The following is a 16,618-nucleotide window of genomic DNA, read 5'->3' on the forward strand; positions in this document are numbered from 1 at the left end:
CTGGGGGCCGCCAGCTTCCAAGTGGAGCTGCGCCGCTTATCGCGTCTTGCTTTGGATACTTTTCCCTTAGGTACTGCCATTGTGACACCTCCTTGATCTGCAAAGGCCCGGGAGTGTGGCCCGTCCTTATAAATTACTTATTTGTTCTCCAAAAGCTTGGCCAGGACAGCCAGCCGCGGGTCCGTCTCCTTTTTGCAGGAGCAGGGGCCGAGGTTCAGGTCGGCGCCGCAGCGGGGGCACAATCCCTTGCAATCTTCCGAACACAGTGTTTTGGTGTCCATTCCGAGGATGAACGCGGTGCGGGCCAGGTCTTCCACATCCACCTTGCCCTCTTCCAGCACAACGATCTCGTCGTTATCCTCATTTTGGACCTCTTCCGCCAGCATGCAGCCATACGTCACCGTCTTTTCCTGGGAAAAGGCTTTGCCGCAGCGGTCGCAGACCGCGTCCAATACCGTCGCGGCCGTCAGCTCCAATTCCAGAACGCCAGCAGTATTGCGGACTTGGCCGCTGACCGCCACAGGGCGGCTGACAGGATACCGGCCGGAAAACTCGGCGTCTGACAGGTCCAGCTCAAACTGAAATCCCAGCCGCTTTCCGGGGCTGTGCAGAACAGGTCTTACATCTAAAAGCATAGTTTACCTCGCAATGACACGATAAGTATTATAAGGGATGTCCCCCTCATTGTCAAACAATTTTTTCAAATTACGCCGGTTTTTTTCGTTTTTATTCCTCATCCTCCTGCCGGCGGGCCAAGCGGCCCACATCGATGCCCAGGATGGTATTGCTGAAGCTGCGGCGCAGCTTGTCATAGGTGGTGATGCCGTAGGCGTCCTTGGGCCAGCGGGCGGCCCAGCGGTCCTGCAGCGCCTCGGCAAACCGGGCGCAGGCCGGCTCTTCCAGCTCCAGCAGCATGGGCGAGAGATACTGCACCGCTGTCAGCTTGGCGTTTCCCCGAAACAGCGACCGGTCCCAAAACCTCTGGCGGGCAGTCTCCGCCGCCAGATCGTCCAGCAGCTGGTCTGCCAGACCGTCCAGGTCCTCTCCGGCGGCCTGTACAGCCTCTGTGTACAGGGGGCCGAACCGCTCCATATACTCCTGAAACGCAGCGGAATAGGTTTTGCGGTGAAAGCGGTCGGTCCACTCCCCGCCGGCAGCCAGGGCCTTCAAAAGCTCCGCTCTCACGGCTCTTCCTCCTCTGTCTCCTCCAAGGCCCAGGTCTCCGGGTCATCCTTATGGGCCTGGGCGTAACGGTATACCTTCCACTCCTGCCACAGCAGCCAGCCGCCGATGATGGCAAACGCCACGCCAGCAACGATGCCCACCGCTGCGCCATCCGGTTTTCCGCTCCGCACGTCGCTGAAAAGGCGCCAGGCCAGATATACCAGATAGCCGCCGCCCAGCACGCGGACATAATTGGTCCTGGTCCGCGGCTTCCGCGGCGTATTTTTCTCCCCCATGTAAGCTTTCCCTGCCTTTCGATAAAAATTCTCGCCGCATCGCTTTACAACCCGACCGCGGACAGCTTATAATGAACCTGATATCCATCACCCAGGAGGACGGCTATGCGGGAATTCACCATTGGAAAAAATGACGCTGGGCAGCGGTTGGACCGCTTTGTGTCCAAAAGCCTGCCTCTTCTGCCCCCCGCCCTGCTGCAGAAATACATCCGCCTCAAGCGGATCAAGGTCAACGGCAGAGGCTCCAAACGGGACGCCAGACTGTGCGCTGGAGATATTCTACAATTATATATCAACGACGAGTTCTTTGACAAGCCCAATGAGGAAAATCTCTTTCTGACCGTGTTCAAGCCGCAGCTGGCCATCGTGTATGAGGACGAAAATCTTCTGTTGGCGGACAAGCGTCCCGGAATGGTTGTCCACGCCGATGAAACAGAAAAGGTAAATACCCTCATCAACCACATCCAGGCGTATCTCTATCAAAAAAAGGAGTGGAACCCCAAGTGGGAAAACGCCTTTGCCCCGGCTCTGTGCAACCGCATCGACCGGAACACCGGCGGCATTGTCATTGCCGCCAAAAACGCGGAGACGCTGCGGATCGTCAATGAGAAGATCAAAACCCACGAGCTGGAGAAATCCTATCTTTGCGTCACCGTGGGCCATCCCAGGCCCGCAGAGGGCAAGGTGGAAGGATTTCTGCTCAAGGACGAGGCGAAAAAGCAGGTCGCCTTTTACCGCAGGCCCGTTCCCGGCGGCAAGAGCGCCGTCACGCTGTACAGGACCCTGGAGAGCCGGGGAGAGCTGTCTCTGGTGGAGTGCCGCCTGCTGACGGGCCGGACCCACCAGATCCGCGTTTCCATGGCGGAGCTGGGCTGTCCCCTGCTGGGAGACGGCAAATACGGCCGGGGCGCGGTGAACAAGCGGTATCGCGAGACGCGGCAGGCCCTGTATTCCTACAAGCTGCGCTTTTCCCTGCCCACTGACGCGGGGCTGCTGAACTACCTGCGGGGCCGGGAATTCACGGTGTCGGAGGTCCCCTTCCGGGAGAAGTATTTTCCCTCCGAAAAAATACCTGTAAAAAAAAGATAATTCCCTTGACTTTTGGGGATTCTTCCTATATGATTCAAATTGCTGAATTTCAACGAGAAAAGGACTCTCGGACAGCAAAGCACAATTCGACGGGGATCTGTCCCTGTGTTGTTCTTTGCCGTCTGGGGGTCCTTTTACAACTGCGAAAAGAGGTAGAAAATTTAGAAAATATTTGAAAGAAATGGGGGAGGATACATGTCCAAAGAGTTGATTCGCCTGCGGGATCTCTGCATGGCGTACGACAACGAACCTGTACTGAACAACATCAATCTTTACATCAATGACAAAGAATTTCTCACGCTACTGGGTCCCAGCGGGTGCGGCAAGACCACCACGCTCCGGATCATCGGCGGGTTCGTGACGCCCACTTCGGGCGACGTGCTGTTTGACGGCGTGAGGATCAACGACGTACCGCCCTACCAGCGGCAGATCAACACCGTGTTCCAAAAGTATGCATTGTTCCCGCACCTGAACGTGTTTGAGAACATCGCTTTTGGCCTGCGAATGCAGAAACGCCCCGACCCCAGCGACCCCACCGGAAAACGCATGATGAAGATCCCCGAGGAGGAGATCCGCGAGCGGGTCATGGAAATGCTGGAGGTCATCAGCCTGAAAGGCTTTGAAAACCGCAGGCCCGACGCCCTCTCCGGCGGCCAGCAGCAGCGGGTCGCCATCGCCCGGGCCTTGGTAAACAAGCCGAAGGTGCTGCTTCTGGACGAACCTCTGGGCGCGCTGGATCTGAAGCTCCGCAAGGACATGCAGATCGAGCTGAAGCGCATCCAGCAGCAGGTAGGCATTACGTTCATATATGTGACCCACGATCAGGAGGAAGCCCTCACCATGTCTGACACCATTGTGGTGATGGACAAGGGCTCCATCCAACAGATCGGCACCCCCGAAGATATTTACAACGAGCCGAAGAACGCTTTCGTAGCGGACTTCATCGGTGAATCCAATATCATCGACGGCGTGATGGTCCGGGACAAGCTGGTCCAGATGTACGGCAAGCAGTTCCCCTGCCTGGACGGCGGCTTCGCCGAAAACGAACCGGTGGATGTGGTCATCCGCCCAGAGGATATCGACATCGTCCCCGTGGAGCAGGGCCAGCTGACCGGCACCGTCACCAACGTCACCTTCAAGGGGATGCAATATGACATTATCGTGGATTTTCGGGGCTTCAAGTGGCTGATCCAGACCACAGACCACTCCCCTGTGGGCGCCCGCATCGGCATCAAGCTGGACCCCGACAGCATCCACGTGATGAAAAAGAGCGCGTACTCCGGGATGTTCGGCGACTACTCCTCCTTCTCTGAGGAGTACGACGAGCTGGACGACGCCAGCCTTGCGCTGGATGAGGAGGAGAGCGGGGATGAAGAATAAGCTCTCCAGATTCGCCATCCCTTATGTGATCTGGATGGCGCTGTTTGTGGTGGCTCCCATCATCATGGTGGTGGTCTATGCCTTCTCCTCCGCTGACGGCGGCTTTACCCTAGACAACTTTTCCAACATGGGCACCTACGCGGTGGTGTTCGGCCGGTCCTTCAAGCTGGCCTTCATCGCCACCGTCATCTGCCTGGCCATCGGCTATCCCGTCAGCTATATGATGAGCAAGGAAGGCCCCGGCTTCCAGCGGATCGCCATGGTGCTCATCATGCTGCCCATGTGGATCAACTTCCTGCTGCGGACCTATTCCTGGATGTCCATTCTGGAAAACAACGGCCTTTTGAACCAGCTCTTCCGCAGCATCGGCCTTATCAGCCTGTACAACCGCGTTTTCGGCACAGAGCTGCAGTTCTTCCCCATGATGAACACCCAGGGAGCGGTGGTGCTGGGCATGGTGTATAACTACCTGCCCTTTATGATCCTGCCCATCTACTCCGTCATTATCAAGCTGGACAACTCCCTGATCGAGGCGGCCCGGGACCTGGGCGCCAATTCCATCAACGTGTTCCGCCGGGTGATCCTGCCCCTTTCCTTTCCGGGCATCCTCTCCGGCATCACCATGGTATTCGTCCCCTCCGTGTCCACCTTCGCCATCAGCAAAATGCTGGGCGGCGGCACAGAGATGATACTGGGCGACCTGATCGAGCAGCAGTTCCTGGGCGGCGCCTACAATCCTCAGCTGGGCGCGGCCATCTCTTTGGTGATGATGGTGATCGTGGTAGTCTGCATGGTGGTCATGAATCGCTTCGGTGAGGGCGAGGAACAGGCGGTGATGCTATGAAAAAGGGCAATTTCGTCTTTAACCGGGTCTTTACGGTCCTGGTGTTCCTGTTCCTGTACGCCCCCATCCTGCTGCTGATCGTCTTTTCCTTCAACAAAGGCAATAGCAATATCGTCTGGAGCGGCTTCTCGCTGGATTGGTACAGAAAGCTCTTCAGCGACCGGCTGATCATGCAAAGCGTTTACACAACCCTGCTCGTCTCCCTTCTGGCCACGGCCATTGCCACGTTCGCGGGCACTTTTGCCGCCATCGGCTTCCATGCCCTGCGGCGGCGGAGCCGGAACGTGCTGACCACGGTGAACAACATCCCCATGATGAACGCCGATATCGTCACCGGCGTGGCCATGTGCCTGTTTTTCGTGGCCTTCTTCGGCTTGTGGACGGACTTTGCCGTCTGGTTCAATGGGATACAAGACGTGATCGAGCTGCCGACCCGGCTGACCCTGGGCTTCGGGACCCTGCTGATCGCCCACGTCTCGTTCAACATCCCCTACGTGATCCTGTCTGTCTCTCCCAAGCTGCGGCAGATGGACAAAAACCTGGTGGACGCCGCCATGGATCTGGGCTGCACCTGGATGCAGGCCTTCTGGAAGGTCATCCTGCCGGAAATCAAGCCCGGCATCATCTCCGGCGCTCTGACCGCCTTCACCATGAGCGTGGACGACTTCATCATCAGCTATTTCACCGCCGGGTCGTCCTCTTCCACCCTGGCCATGACCATCTACGGCATGACAAAAAAGCGGGTCACGCCGGAGATCAACGCCATTTCGACCCTGCTGTTCTTCACCGTTTTGCTGCTGCTGGTCATTGTCAACGTACGGGAGGCCCGCCTGGAGCGTCTGGGCAAGCAGCAGCCCGCAGTCCGGCGCAGTCCCACTGTGGAAAAGCTGTCCGCCGCGCTCTCAACTCCCCGGGGCAAGTGGGTGCGCTGGGGCGGCACCGCCTCTCTGGCCTGCATCTTTGTGGCGGCGGTCGCTCTGCTGACCGGCGCCACCAATGCCCAGCCGGTGGTCAATGTGTGCAGCTGGGGCGAGTATATCGACGAGTCTCTGATAACCCAATTTGAAGAGGAGACCGGCATCATCGTCAACTACCAGACCGCCGAGAGCAATGAGGCCCTCTACTCCCTTCTGAAAAGCGGTGCCGGGGACTACGACGTGGTCACGCCCTCTGATTACATGATCTCCCAGCTCATCGAGGAGGACATGCTGGAGGAGCTGGATTACAGCAACATCCCCAACTTCCAGTTGATCGATGACCGCTTCAAGAACCTGCCCTACGACCCGGAGAACAAATACACGGTCCCCTATGCCTGGGGTACCGTCGGCATCATCTACAACACCACCATGATCGAGGAGCCCATCACCAGCTGGAGCGCCATGTTCGATACGCAGTACGCCGGAAACGTGCTGATGTTCCGTAACTCCCGAGACGCCATGGCCACCGCCCTGCTGTATCTGGGCTACTCCCTGAATACCACGGACGAAGGCGAGCTGCGGGAGGCCTTTCAACTGCTGGCGGACGCCAAGAAGAACGGCGTGTATCAGTCCTTTGTTATGGACGAGATCTACCAGAAACTGGAGGGCGGCAACGCCGCCATCGGCGCTTACTACGCCGGCGATTACCTGACCATGCTGGAGAACAACGAGGACCTGGCTTTCGTGGTCCCGGAGGAAGGCTCCAACTGGTTCATGGACGCCATGTGCGTACTGAAGGACGCCCCTCACAAGGCAGAGGCGGAGGCCTGGATCAACTTTATCGCCTCCACGGACGCCAGCCTGGCCAACATGGATTACATCTGGTACGCCTCCCCCAACAAGGAAGCCCTGGAGCAGTATCCCGCCTACTATGAGGAGGAATACGATGAGCCGCTGGACCCGGAGATCTATGAGATCATGGCCGCTCCCGCAGAGGTGCTGGACCAATGCGAAGCCTACCTGGTCCTTCCCGCCGAGACCCGCCGCTTGTACAACACACTGTGGACGGAGCTGGGGATCTAAGCGGACAGTACAGCATTTCCTGCTGTGCCTCTTTGAGGCTTTTCCCTGTTAGAACGGAACAAAGCCCCGTCAGCCTGCGGCTGACGGGGCTTTGTATATCAAAAAAGTCTCGCAGAGTTCGCGCCCGAAGGCGTGAAAAAAATCTTGATCCGTTTTTCCAGCGGCGTGTACGTCGGAAAAACACTTCTCGGCCCGCAAACGTGCAAGTTGGCTGCTGCCAACGAGCGCGCCGCGGCAGGCGCAGCCTTCTCGAAAATGGCTATGCCACTTTTTCGACGGTCTCAGAGAACAAGGGCCTCCTTCAGCGTTCGGAGAGACGCCAAATGTCCTTCCAGCATGGGAAGGGTCAGGTCCTCCATCTCCAGGGAGACCACGTCGTCATACCCGCTCATGCGGCAGACGGAAAAGAACTCCATCCACCACTGCACGCCATGGCCCGCGCCCACGGCCACATAGTTCCAGCTCCGGCTGGCATAGGCATCGATGGGCTTGGTGTCCAGCACACCGTTGGGGCCGATATAGCGGCGCTCCGTCCGGGAGTCCTTCCCGTGGACGTGATACAGGGCGTGATGCTCTCCCAGGACACGGGCGGCTTCCATGGGGTCACCTCCCATCCAGAAAAGGTGGGAGGGGTCCAGATTCATGCCGATGATATCGTCGCCCACCGCGTCCCGCAGCCGGAGGCAGGTCTCTGGATTGTACACCAGCTGCATCCCGTGGTTTTCCAGCGCGATCCGCTCAATGCCGCAGTTATGGGCCAACTCAGCCAGCCTTCTCCAGGCAGGGATGGCTACCTCCTCCCACTGGTAGGCCAGTATGTTCTGGGTCTCCGGCGGCCAGGACGTGGTAATCCACACCGGCGTCTGGTCTCCCTTCCGTCCCACAGGCAGACCGCTCATCATCACGATCTTGCGAACGTCCAGCAGCTCCGCCAGACGGAAGGTCTTTTCCGTCACTTCCATGTCGTGAGCATAGGCCAGAGGATTTCCAGAGCAGTTCAGGGCACACAGCTCGATATCCCTGGCCCGCATCTCATCCATCCAGCGCTTTCTGGTCCTTTCAGAGTCCAGCATCCCATCCAGGTCGATGTGGGGCGCGACAGACCAGTTGCCGGTGCCGATCTCCAGAGCGTGGATATCCTGGGCCTGGCAGAAATCCAGCATGTCTGGATAGGACATGTCCAGTGTGCAGGTCTTAACGGCAAGCCGCATGGAAACGCCTCCTTCTTAGCCCTTCATAATGGCAGAGCGATCATTTTTCATGAGTATATCATCTCCCCGCCCCTCTGTCAAACAGGGCAGCATGGGCCGATCTTCTCCCTGTCAGAAGCCAGCTCCTGCTGCCCCGCCCTAACCCGCCCTAAATAGTGTTTTACAAACAAGCCAGTATGTTGTATACTGTCTAAGACATACTTCAGACAAGCTCCCCCAGCGCCACAGTCCCATCAAATACAGGAGGAACCTTCCAATGGAACACATAATCGCGCTGATTTCCCAGGTCTATCGCCTGCTGTGGGGAGACCTGTTCACCCTGCCTCTGCCTGGCGGTGGATGTGTCGGCCTCTCCCTGCTGGTGATATTGCTGATCCCCACCGGCATTTATTTCACGCTCCGCACCCGCTTTCTGCCCGTCCGCCTCTTCCCGCAGATGCTGCGCATCGCCGCCGAAAAGCGGACCGGCGGCCAGGGGAATGCCATCTCCGGCGTGCAGGCCCTGATCGTCTCCACCGCGACCCGGGTCGGCATGGGCAATCTGATCGGCGTCGTGGCCGCTATCTCCGGCGGCGGCGCAGGGGCGGTGTTCTGGATGTGGGTATCGGCCCTGATCGGTTCCTCCACTGCCTTTGTGGAGGCGACCCTGGCGCAGCTCTATAAGGAGAACGACCCCCTCTACGGCGGCTTCCGCGGCGGCCCCGCCTACTACATCCACCGCTTCGTGGAGCAGAAAACCGGCAGAAAGCGCCGCTTTTCCGTCATCGCTGTGCTGTTCGCCGTATCCGGCCTGATCTGCTGGTGCGGCATCAGCCAGGTCATCAGCAACTCCGTCTCCTCCGCCTTCCAGAACGCCTTCCACATCCCGCCGCTGTACACCACTGTGCTGCTGGTGGCGCTGGCCGCCGTCATCGTGCTGCGGAAAAACGCCACGGTAAAGGTTCTGGATGTGCTGGTCCCCATTATGGCGGTGTGCTACTTCGCACTGACCATCTTTTTGATCGTCAAGAATATCGCCATGATGCCCTCTGTGTTCCGGCGGATCTTCGAGGAGGCCTTTGGCCTCCGTCAGGCGGTGGCTGGCGGCTTCGGCGCGGTGCTGATGAACGGTGTGAAACGGGGCCTGTTCTCCAATGAGGCCGGTTCCGGCTCCGCCCCCTGTGCCGCCGCCGCAGGCGACACCAGCCATCCCGCCAAGACCGGCCTGCTGCAGGCCCTGGGCGTGTTTATCGACACCATCGTCATTTGCAGCTGCACCGCCTTCATCATGCTGGTGACCCCGGAGGAGCGGGTAGCGGGGCTGGGCGGCATGGACCTGCTGCAGGCATCCATGGAATATCACCTGGGACGATTCGGCGTGGTCTTTATTGCCCTGATCCTCTGGCTGTTCTCCTTCTCCACCTTCATCGGCATCCTGTTCTACGCCCGCTCCAATGTGGCCTATCTCTTTGGGGACAACTGGGCCTCTCAAACCGCCTATAAGCTGATCGCCCTGGTCATGCTGTTCATCGGCGGCCTGGCGGCCTACACCTTCGTGTGGGACCTGGGCGACGTAGGCGTAGGGCTGATGACCGTGTTCAACATCATCGTCATCCTCCCCATGGGACGGCAGGCTCTGGATTCCCTGGCGGATTTTGAGCGGACTGTCAAATAAGCCCGGAAGCGGCAAACAGAAAGGGAGAGAGCTGTGCGCTCTCTCCCCTGTTTTTTTAGAAGAGGAAAAGCAGATCCAGGCAATAAAGCCCCTATCACTGAGCCCGAAGCTGAACCGAAAGCCAAAAACGTGAAAGTTATTGACATTACCGGCCAAGTGACGCACAGATCCGAACCCCCTATTCCCGGTGATGGTGGTGAATTGGTCAATGACACTAAAGGTGAAAATGTCTCTCGGCACACGCTCACTCCAAACGGACAAGCCCAAGGCGGACAGGGACGCCCCGAAGCCGGATAAGAAACAACGAGACAAAGTGTCCCAAAGTAAGGACACCCCGGAGCAGCCTGCCGGTGGCGGCCCTGGCTCCGGGCCTGCCGTTGTGGACGCTCCCGCCGAACCCGTTCCTCCCCCTCGTCCTGTGGCCGAGGGCAAGCTGGTTTACCTGAAGCTCTCCGAGGTTCACCCGTTCCATACGTTCCGGCCCCACCCGTTCAAGGTACAGAACGATGCCAAAATGCAGGAAACGGTGGAGTCCATCAAGGTAAACGGCGTTATGGTTCCCGGCCTCGCCCGCCCTGAAAAGGAGGGCGGCGGGTATGAGATCATCGCCGGACACCGGCGCTGCCGTGGCAGTGAGCTGGCCGGGCTGGAGGAAATGCCCTTTATCGTCCGGGATATGAGCGACCATGAGGCTGTCCAGGCTATGAAGGACAGCAACAAGCAGCGGGATCGCACCCTCCCCAGCGAATTGGCCGCCCTGCTGGATTTGGAGGTGGAGGACATCAAGCACCAGGGCGGGCGGCTGAAAAATGTGGCCGAGGGCGACATCGGCAAGCGTTCCGTGGAGATCGTGGGCGAGGCGCATGGTATGAACTACAAAAAAGTCATGCGGTATCTGCGGCTCAATTCCCTTGTGCCGGAGCTTCTGAACATGGTGGACGAAAAAAGGATGGGCTTCATGCCCGCCGTGGAGCTTTCCTATATCCGCCCCAAAAATCAGCGGCTCATCGGCGTGTCCATCGAGGGGGAACAGTCCTCCCCGTCCGTGGCCCAGGCAAAACGGCTCCGGGAGCTTGACCAGGCTGGCAAACTCACCGGGGACGTGATCGACGGTATTTTGAGTGAAGAAAAAAAGGAGGTAGATCGCGTGATCATCACCACTGATGAACTGAACAAGTATTTTGGCAAGGAGGTCACTCCCCGCCAGATGAAGGATCAGATCATGGCCCTGCTGGACGACTGGAAGGAGAAGCAGCCCCCGGAAAAGAAAGCGCCGGAGGCGGATCGGGGCTGAAACCTTGAGACACTTTGTCCCAAAGGCCCGCCCATACATCACAATTACAAGGAGGATGCGATTTGAAGCATAAATCCCATATTTCCCGCAGGGCCCTGTCCCTGCTTCTGGCGCTGGTTCTGTGTTTGGGGCTGGCCCCCGCCGCCCTTGCCGGACAGGTGGACGGCTACCACGACCCCGCCGAGCATTGGCTCACCGCCAACAACCGCACAAACGAACTGGACGCCAACGCCACCGTCACAAGGGAGACATTCAACTGCGGCGAGTGCGGCAAGCCCACCAGCTTTGAGGCGTTCCGTACCCCGGAATACACCCGTGACGGCCAGACCGCTATGAGCCGTAACGTCAAGTATTCAGACGGTACAATGGTAGACGGCGAGGGCAAAGGCACCATTTTGGACGGCACCCCCGGCGTGGATGCCTACTATACCGGCTATCATTTTACGAAGGCCGTCTGTGAGAACTGCGGCACCATCAACAGCAACATGGGAAAATCGGACTACGGCTACGGGAAAAACGTCTACTGGCTGTATGACTGCGCCGCCGAGTTTATGGAGGCTCTGCCGGAAACCGTGACCTATGAATACACGGACAGCCGGTATCATACCAAGACCACCACTGGCGGCTCCTACTGCTGCTTCTGCTACGGCACCAACCATGAGAGATCCTCGGCGCTGGAGCGGCACACGCTGGAAACAGATATTCTGCCCCAGCCCGCCAATGGCCGGTTTGCCATTGTGGAGCATTGTACCCTGTGCGAGTACAGCCGGTATGAGTATGTCACCGCCAAGGCTGTCATCGCGGACTACTACGGCGTGGTGGACGGCCAGCCCCATACGCTGACCGTCACAGACCTGTCCAAGTCCGGCGTCCGTACTTCCATCCGCTATGGTAATTCGGCGGACGCCTGCACCCTGACCAGCGCCCCCAACTACACCGAGGAGGGCCAGTACACGGTCTACTATGAGATCACATACACCTACAGCGGCGAGAGCATGAGCGAAAACGGCGTGGCCTATGTGTGGCTCCGGGACGAGGCCACCAGCGAGGACGGCTCCTGCGGCTGTGGCTGCGGCGACCCGGATTGCGGCTGTCAGGACAAGAACTGCGGCGGCTCCTGCTGCGGCCAGCCCTGCGACGGCCACAACTTCATTTTGCTGGACAGCACCCCGGCGTCCTGCCTGACCCTGGGCTATGACCGCTATCTGTGTACCGAGTGCGGCAAGATCGAGAAGCGGGACTATGAGGCGGCCCTGGGCCACGCATGGCAGGGCATCCTGCTCCGGGAGGCTACCTGTGAAACGGACGGCAAGCTGCTGGAGCTCTGCTCCCGCTGCGGGCAGGCAAAAACCTCCGGCACCCCCAAGGGGGAGCACGTCTATCATACCTACCCCGTGTCGGCCACCTGCACCAGCCCCGGCTATACCGTCCGGGAGTGCGAGGTATGCGGGGATCGTCATATCGAGGACATCACCCCGGCGCTGCCCCACAACTACGAGGCCCATACCACCCCGGCCACCTGTGAGGCGGGCGGCAAGACCGTCCATATCTGCCACGGCTGCGGCTCCGGCTTCGTCACCGACTACACCGCCCCGCTGGGCCATAGCTGGGACGAGGGAACCACCGTTGCCGGGGCCTCCTGCACCGGCGAGGGCGTGACGGAGTACCGCTGTGTGCGCTGCGGGTATCACCGTCTGGAGGGCGATGCCGCCAACGGCCACGCCCCCGGAGATCCCGCCACCTGTACCGAGCCCCAGCTTTGCTCCAAGTGCGGGGCCGTGCTCCAAAAGGCTTTGGGCCACGACTACAGGGAGGAAGTCACCGCCCCCACCTGTGAAAAGATGGGCTTCACCGTCTTTACCTGCTCCCGGTGCGCTGACAGCTACAAGGGCGACTACACCGAGGCCACGGGCCACAAGGCCGGGGATTGGATCGTGGACAAGGAGCCCACGACCACCAGCGAGGGGGAAAAGCATACCGAGTGCGTCAACTGCGGGGAAAAGCTGGGTACAGCCACCATTGAAAAGCTGTACCTGACCGCCACCACCGACACCCACGGGGAGGCCATTGTGGGCGGCTACCTTGTCACCGTCACCGACACGGACACGAAAAATCCCGTTTCCGGGGCTGCCGTGGCGCTCCATGAGGATAACAGCATTTCCATCCGGCTCCCCAACAAGCGGCTTTTGGACTATGCCGACCAGACCACCGTTAGCGTCCAGCTTGTGAAGGATAAATCCCCCATTGCGGATATGCCCCTCTCCGTCACAGACAAAAACGGCAATTTCAGCGGCGGCAAGACGGATAAGGCCGGGCGGCTCACCGTTCCCGGCACTTCCGGCGTCACCAATGACGAGGGCAAGACCACGGCGGGCTATGAGGACGCGGACGGCGACCGCTGGACGCTGACGGTCAAGGTGGAGGACTATGAAACGGGCCGCCCCATTGAGCGCGCTGGCGTTTCCATCGGCAAGACCGGCAACATCACCGTTACCCTGCCTGACGGCGTGGATATGGACGAGAACAACCGGATCACCGTGACCGTCACCGACAATAAGAAGGAGCCCCAGGAGGGCCTGAATGTGACCGTCAAGGCCGATATGGGCCAGACCGCCAGCGGCAAGACCGACGAGGAGGGCAAGGTGGCCGTCCCCTCTGTGGCGAAGAAGGAGCGGCACGGGGCCTACATCGTGGGCTATGGGGACGGCACCTTTGGCCCGGAGCGGAACATGACCCGGAGCGAGGCCGCCGCGATCTTTGCACGCCTGCTGGCGGACAAGAACGGCGACACCATCACCACAGCGGCGAAAACCAAGTTTACGGATATTCCCGCTAACGCATGGTACAGCGGCTATGTGCGCTATCTGCATAACTATGATGTGGTATATGGCCGTGGGGAGGGCATCTTCGCCCCCAACGACGCCATCACCCGCGCTGAGTTTACCGCCTTTGCCGTCCGTTTCTTTGAGGCGTATGGGGACGGGGACGCGGAGATCATGGAGCAGTATGCCAGCTTTAGCGACGTTTCCGCAGGCTATTGGGCGGCGGAGTATATCAAGGACGCGGCGGCGCGGGGCTGGATCAAGGGCTACGGCGACGGCACATTCCGGGCAGACCGCTATATCACCCGTTCCGAGGTCGTCGCCATTGTCAACCGTCTGCTGGGCCGCCGGGCGGACGAGGCGTATATCGACGCCAACACCCGCAGGCTCAACACCTTTAGCGACATGGACGAGGGCCATTGGGCCTACTATGACGTGATGGAGGCGGCCAACACCCACACCGCCAATGTGGGCGAGGAGAAGAACTGGAACGCCAAGTGACCTTGAGACACTTTGTCCCAAGGTTTTTCCTTTGCCCGGCCCTCGTTAGAACGGATGGGCTCTGCCGGATATATCCCCCGTCGCCGCCGTTATCCCTGCACAGGCGGGGCCGTCCGTCAAGGGGGCCAACGGCCCCGCCGCTGTGCGGCGGCTTGCCCTTGACGGGCGGTCACGGCTGTGCTATCCCCAGCGGCGCGGCAGGGGTATATCCTCCAGAGCCGCCCCCTTTCCCATGAAAGATAGGGCTCCCACAAAGTCGCAAGACTTTGTGGGAAAAGGAGGCACAGCAAAATGAGTGAGCTTTGCCGTTTGCGGCGAAGCGAGGGATATGGAGCTTGTGCCGACGCGGGCGGGGGGATAGGGCTGAACGTAACATATTAAAATTCAGGAGGTTTTGACCATGAAACGACCCCTCGCGTATATTACCGCCGCATGGTACGGCGGCGACAGCGAGAACGCGGAGCAGGCGGCCCGGTACTGCCGGGCGGTGTATGAGGCAGGCTATGCGCCTATCTGCCCCGCGCTGTATATGCCCCTGTTCCTCAATGATCCCGTCCCCCAGGAACACAAGGACGGCGTCGACATGAGCCGTGACCTGCTCCGGCGCTCCCGTGTGCTGGTGGTGTGCGGCCATACCGTCACCGAAGCCATGAAAAACGACATCGCCGTGGCCCAGCGGCTGGGGATCACCGCCACCACCCTTGAGCATTTTGACCGTCAAGGGCCAGGGACGGCCCCGGAGCCGGGGCTGACAGGTGCTCCTATGCCGTCCCTGTTTGAAGCCTATATCACCAACGCCGGGAAATACGCGGAGGGCCAGCTTGTGGGGGAAACGCTGAAGTTTCCCACCAGCACCCAGGAGGTGCAGGCCCTCCTGAAGCGGATCGGCGTGGACGGTGTGCGGTATGAGGAGTATTTTATCACCAGCTTTGACGGCGATGTGCTGGGGCTCTATGACCATCTGTACGAGTACGCCAGCTTGGACGAGCTCAACCATCTGGCCTGCCTGCTCTCCGAGCTCTCCCCGGAGGAGATCGCCACCTTTGAGGCCGTGATCAACAAGGGCGACCATACATCCAGCGTGGCGGAACTTATCAATCTGACGCAAAATCTGGATTGCTACGAGTTTTTCCCCGGCGTCGATGACGATGAAACGCTGGGCCGGATTTATGTGGAGGAAATGGAAATGCTGGATGTGCCGGAGAATGTTCTGCCCTATTTCAACTTTGAGGACTACGGGCGGGATGTGCGGCTCAACGAGGCCGGCCACCTTGCCCCCGGTGGCTATGTGCGGGCTACGGGTGAAAAGTTTGTGGAGCACTACCACGGCCCGGAGGACATTCCCTCGGAGCATAAGGTGTTCGCTTTCCCCAAGCTGTCCATCCGGGAGCGGCTGGCGGCCTACAAGGAGGTATCAGGCCGGGCGGCTGCGGAGCCGTCGAAACCGGCCCCGGAGCAAGACCACGACAACCGATAGCGCCGCTTTGGGACAAAGTGTCCCGAAGCGGTTTTTTCATGGAGGTGATTGATTACTGGCGGAGGAAGATGTTTCCCGGCGCACAGTCGCGCTGATCATCAACAGCGGCAAGCTGACGGCCAGGACGCTGGCCCTCGCTCTCCGGGCGGCAGGGCGGCAAATTGAGAAAGAGCGGCAGGCCCACCAGCAGCCCCACGGCAAGCAGAGCGTGAAAAAGCTCATAGGCCACGGCGCGAACACAAGCTGTCTCCCGGTGGAGGCTCCGAAGGACTTTGACCGGGTAGCCCGGAAATGGAAGGTGGATTATGCCTTTTATAAGACCAGCGAGGGCAAACACCTGTTGTTTTTCAAGTCCGGGCAGGCCGACGCCATCACGACCTGCTTTTCCGAATACTCCCGGCGCGTGCTGAAAAAGTCCCATTCCCGGCAGCGGCCTATGATGGAGCAACTGAAACAGGCCACGGAACGGGCCCGGCAGCAGCCCCACCGGGAGCGTGAATTGGAGGTAGCCCATGAGGACAGGTAGCTTGAAGAAAATCCTTGTCCCTAATATCCCCTACCTGTTCATTCTGTGGGCCTGTTTGAAAATCGGGACGGCCTACCGGCTGGCGGCTGGGGCCGACTTCGCCCACAAGCTGATCGGGATGGCGCAGACCATCAACACGGCTTTTGCCGACCCCGCGTCGGGGCTTGCCCCCTTTGACTGGCTTGTGGGGATTATAGGGGCCGGGGCTCTCCGGCTCTTTGTGTACTGTAAAGCAAAGAACGCTAAAAAATACAGAAAGGATGTGGAATACGGCAGTGCTCGGTGGAGTGCATAATTCTAAGTGTAAATGACACATACATGGACGCACAGGAGGTTATGCACATGACTGATTATAGCAAA

Annotated in this window: 13 protein-coding genes and 3 pseudogenes; 11 read left to right on the plus strand and 5 right to left on the minus strand. The window is 59.4% G+C overall.

What is annotated here, in order from left to right:
- The 4 genes from rpmF to Q0Z69_RS14500 form a co-directional block, all read right to left on the minus strand.
- Positions 1-80: 50S ribosomal protein L32 (gene rpmF, locus Q0Z69_RS14485; RefSeq protein WP_298035102.1), on the minus strand; the 80-nt coding region annotated here is incomplete at its 3' end.
- A 57-nt stretch (positions 81-137) separates the two neighbouring features.
- A complete protein-coding gene (locus Q0Z69_RS14490) occupies positions 138-635 on the minus strand; it encodes a DUF177 domain-containing protein (RefSeq protein ID WP_298035082.1) in 498 nt (165 codons plus the stop codon).
- 91 nt (positions 636-726) lie between these two features.
- On the minus strand, positions 727-1,185 hold the full coding sequence (locus tag Q0Z69_RS14495) for a hypothetical protein (protein WP_298035084.1): 459 nt from the start codon (positions 1,183-1,185) through the stop codon (positions 727-729).
- Positions 1,182-1,460 carry a hypothetical protein gene (locus Q0Z69_RS14500; protein WP_298035086.1) on the minus strand — a complete coding sequence of 93 codons (279 nt, stop codon included), beginning with the start codon at positions 1,458-1,460 and terminating at the stop codon, positions 1,182-1,184. Before Q0Z69_RS14500 ends, Q0Z69_RS14495 begins: the two co-directional genes overlap by 4 nt.
- Positions 1,461-1,565: 105 nt before the next feature.
- Here Q0Z69_RS14500 and Q0Z69_RS14505 point away from each other — a divergent pair, with 105 nt between their 5' ends.
- From Q0Z69_RS14505 to Q0Z69_RS14520, 4 genes are all read left to right on the plus strand, one after another.
- Positions 1,566-2,549 carry an RluA family pseudouridine synthase gene (locus tag Q0Z69_RS14505; RefSeq protein WP_298035088.1) on the plus strand — a complete coding sequence of 328 codons (984 nt, stop codon included), beginning with the start codon at positions 1,566-1,568 and terminating at the stop codon, positions 2,547-2,549.
- Positions 2,550-2,744: 195 nt separating this feature from the next.
- Positions 2,745-3,929, plus strand: a complete 1,185-nt coding sequence (locus tag Q0Z69_RS14510) for an ABC transporter ATP-binding protein (protein WP_298035090.1) — start codon at positions 2,745-2,747, stop codon at positions 3,927-3,929.
- Positions 3,919-4,773 (plus strand): ABC transporter permease, encoded by an 855-nt coding sequence (locus Q0Z69_RS14515; protein WP_298035091.1) that lies wholly within the window; start codon positions 3,919-3,921, stop codon positions 4,771-4,773. The genes Q0Z69_RS14510 and Q0Z69_RS14515 overlap by 11 nt, the downstream gene beginning before the upstream one ends.
- Positions 4,770-6,773, plus strand: coding sequence for an extracellular solute-binding protein (locus tag Q0Z69_RS14520; protein ID WP_298035092.1), 2,004 nt, complete (start codon positions 4,770-4,772; stop codon positions 6,771-6,773). The genes Q0Z69_RS14515 and Q0Z69_RS14520 overlap by 4 nt, the downstream gene beginning before the upstream one ends.
- 281 nt (positions 6,774-7,054) lie before the next feature.
- Here Q0Z69_RS14520 and Q0Z69_RS14525 read toward each other — a convergent pair whose 3' ends face one another.
- On the minus strand, positions 7,055-7,984 hold the full coding sequence (locus tag Q0Z69_RS14525) for a sugar phosphate isomerase/epimerase (protein ID WP_298035094.1): 930 nt from the start codon (positions 7,982-7,984) through the stop codon (positions 7,055-7,057).
- 256 nt (positions 7,985-8,240) lie between these two features.
- On the opposite strand from Q0Z69_RS14525, the gene Q0Z69_RS14530 reads away from it, so the two are divergent.
- The 7 genes and pseudogenes from Q0Z69_RS14530 to Q0Z69_RS14560 form a co-directional block, all read left to right on the plus strand.
- Positions 8,241-9,638 (plus strand): sodium:alanine symporter family protein, encoded by a 1,398-nt coding sequence (locus Q0Z69_RS14530; protein WP_298035095.1) that lies wholly within the window; start codon positions 8,241-8,243, stop codon positions 9,636-9,638.
- Between the two features lie 265 nt (positions 9,639-9,903).
- A pseudogene (locus Q0Z69_RS14535) lies at positions 9,904-10,932 on the plus strand (ParB/RepB/Spo0J family partition protein); the annotation flags it as partial.
- A 62-nt stretch (positions 10,933-10,994) separates the two neighbouring features.
- Positions 10,995-14,255: an S-layer homology domain-containing protein gene (locus Q0Z69_RS14540; RefSeq protein WP_298035096.1), complete on the plus strand. Its 3,261-nt coding sequence runs from the start codon at positions 10,995-10,997 to the stop codon at positions 14,253-14,255.
- 400 nt (positions 14,256-14,655) lie between these two features.
- A pseudogene (locus Q0Z69_RS14545) lies at positions 14,656-15,007 on the plus strand (hypothetical protein).
- 11 nt (positions 15,008-15,018) lie between these two features.
- Complete coding sequence (locus Q0Z69_RS14550; RefSeq protein WP_298035098.1) at positions 15,019-15,732, plus strand: antirestriction protein ArdA; 714 nt, start codon at positions 15,019-15,021, stop codon at positions 15,730-15,732.
- Positions 15,733-15,859: 127 nt separating this feature from the next.
- The gene (locus tag Q0Z69_RS14555; protein WP_367272326.1) at positions 15,860-16,258 is read left to right on the plus strand and encodes a PcfB family protein; all 399 of its coding nucleotides are present in this window, start codon (positions 15,860-15,862) and stop codon (positions 16,256-16,258) included.
- Positions 16,245-16,544: pseudogene (locus Q0Z69_RS14560) on the plus strand (type IV secretory system conjugative DNA transfer family protein); the annotation flags it as partial. The gene Q0Z69_RS14555 and the pseudogene Q0Z69_RS14560, both read left to right, overlap by 14 nt.
- Positions 16,545-16,618: the final 74 nt, after the last annotated feature.

It is taken from the genome of uncultured Dysosmobacter sp. (assembly GCF_947631165.1).
Taxonomy (GTDB): domain Bacteria; phylum Bacillota; class Clostridia; order Oscillospirales; family Oscillospiraceae; genus Oscillibacter.

What these genes read in the sequence shown, in the direction of transcription:
- Q0Z69_RS14490 (WP_298035082.1), bottom strand. Translation starts at nt 635, where the DNA reads ATGCTTTTAGATGTAAGACCTGTTCTGCACAGCCCCGGAAAGCGGCTG.
- Q0Z69_RS14500 (WP_298035086.1), bottom strand. Translation starts at nt 1,460, where the DNA reads ATGGGGGAGAAAAATACGCCGCGGAAGCCGCGGACCAGGACCAATTAT.
- Q0Z69_RS14505 (WP_298035088.1), top strand. Translation starts at nt 1,566, where the DNA reads ATGCGGGAATTCACCATTGGAAAAAATGACGCTGGGCAGCGGTTGGAC.
- Q0Z69_RS14510 (WP_298035090.1), top strand. Translation starts at nt 2,745, where the DNA reads ATGTCCAAAGAGTTGATTCGCCTGCGGGATCTCTGCATGGCGTACGAC.
- Q0Z69_RS14515 (WP_298035091.1), top strand. Translation starts at nt 3,919, where the DNA reads ATGAAGAATAAGCTCTCCAGATTCGCCATCCCTTATGTGATCTGGATG.
- Q0Z69_RS14520 (WP_298035092.1), top strand. Translation starts at nt 4,770, where the DNA reads ATGAAAAAGGGCAATTTCGTCTTTAACCGGGTCTTTACGGTCCTGGTG.
- Q0Z69_RS14525 (WP_298035094.1), bottom strand. Translation starts at nt 7,984, where the DNA reads ATGCGGCTTGCCGTTAAGACCTGCACACTGGACATGTCCTATCCAGAC.
- Q0Z69_RS14530 (WP_298035095.1), top strand. Translation starts at nt 8,241, where the DNA reads ATGGAACACATAATCGCGCTGATTTCCCAGGTCTATCGCCTGCTGTGG.
- Q0Z69_RS14550 (WP_298035098.1), top strand. Translation starts at nt 15,019, where the DNA reads ATGCCGTCCCTGTTTGAAGCCTATATCACCAACGCCGGGAAATACGCG.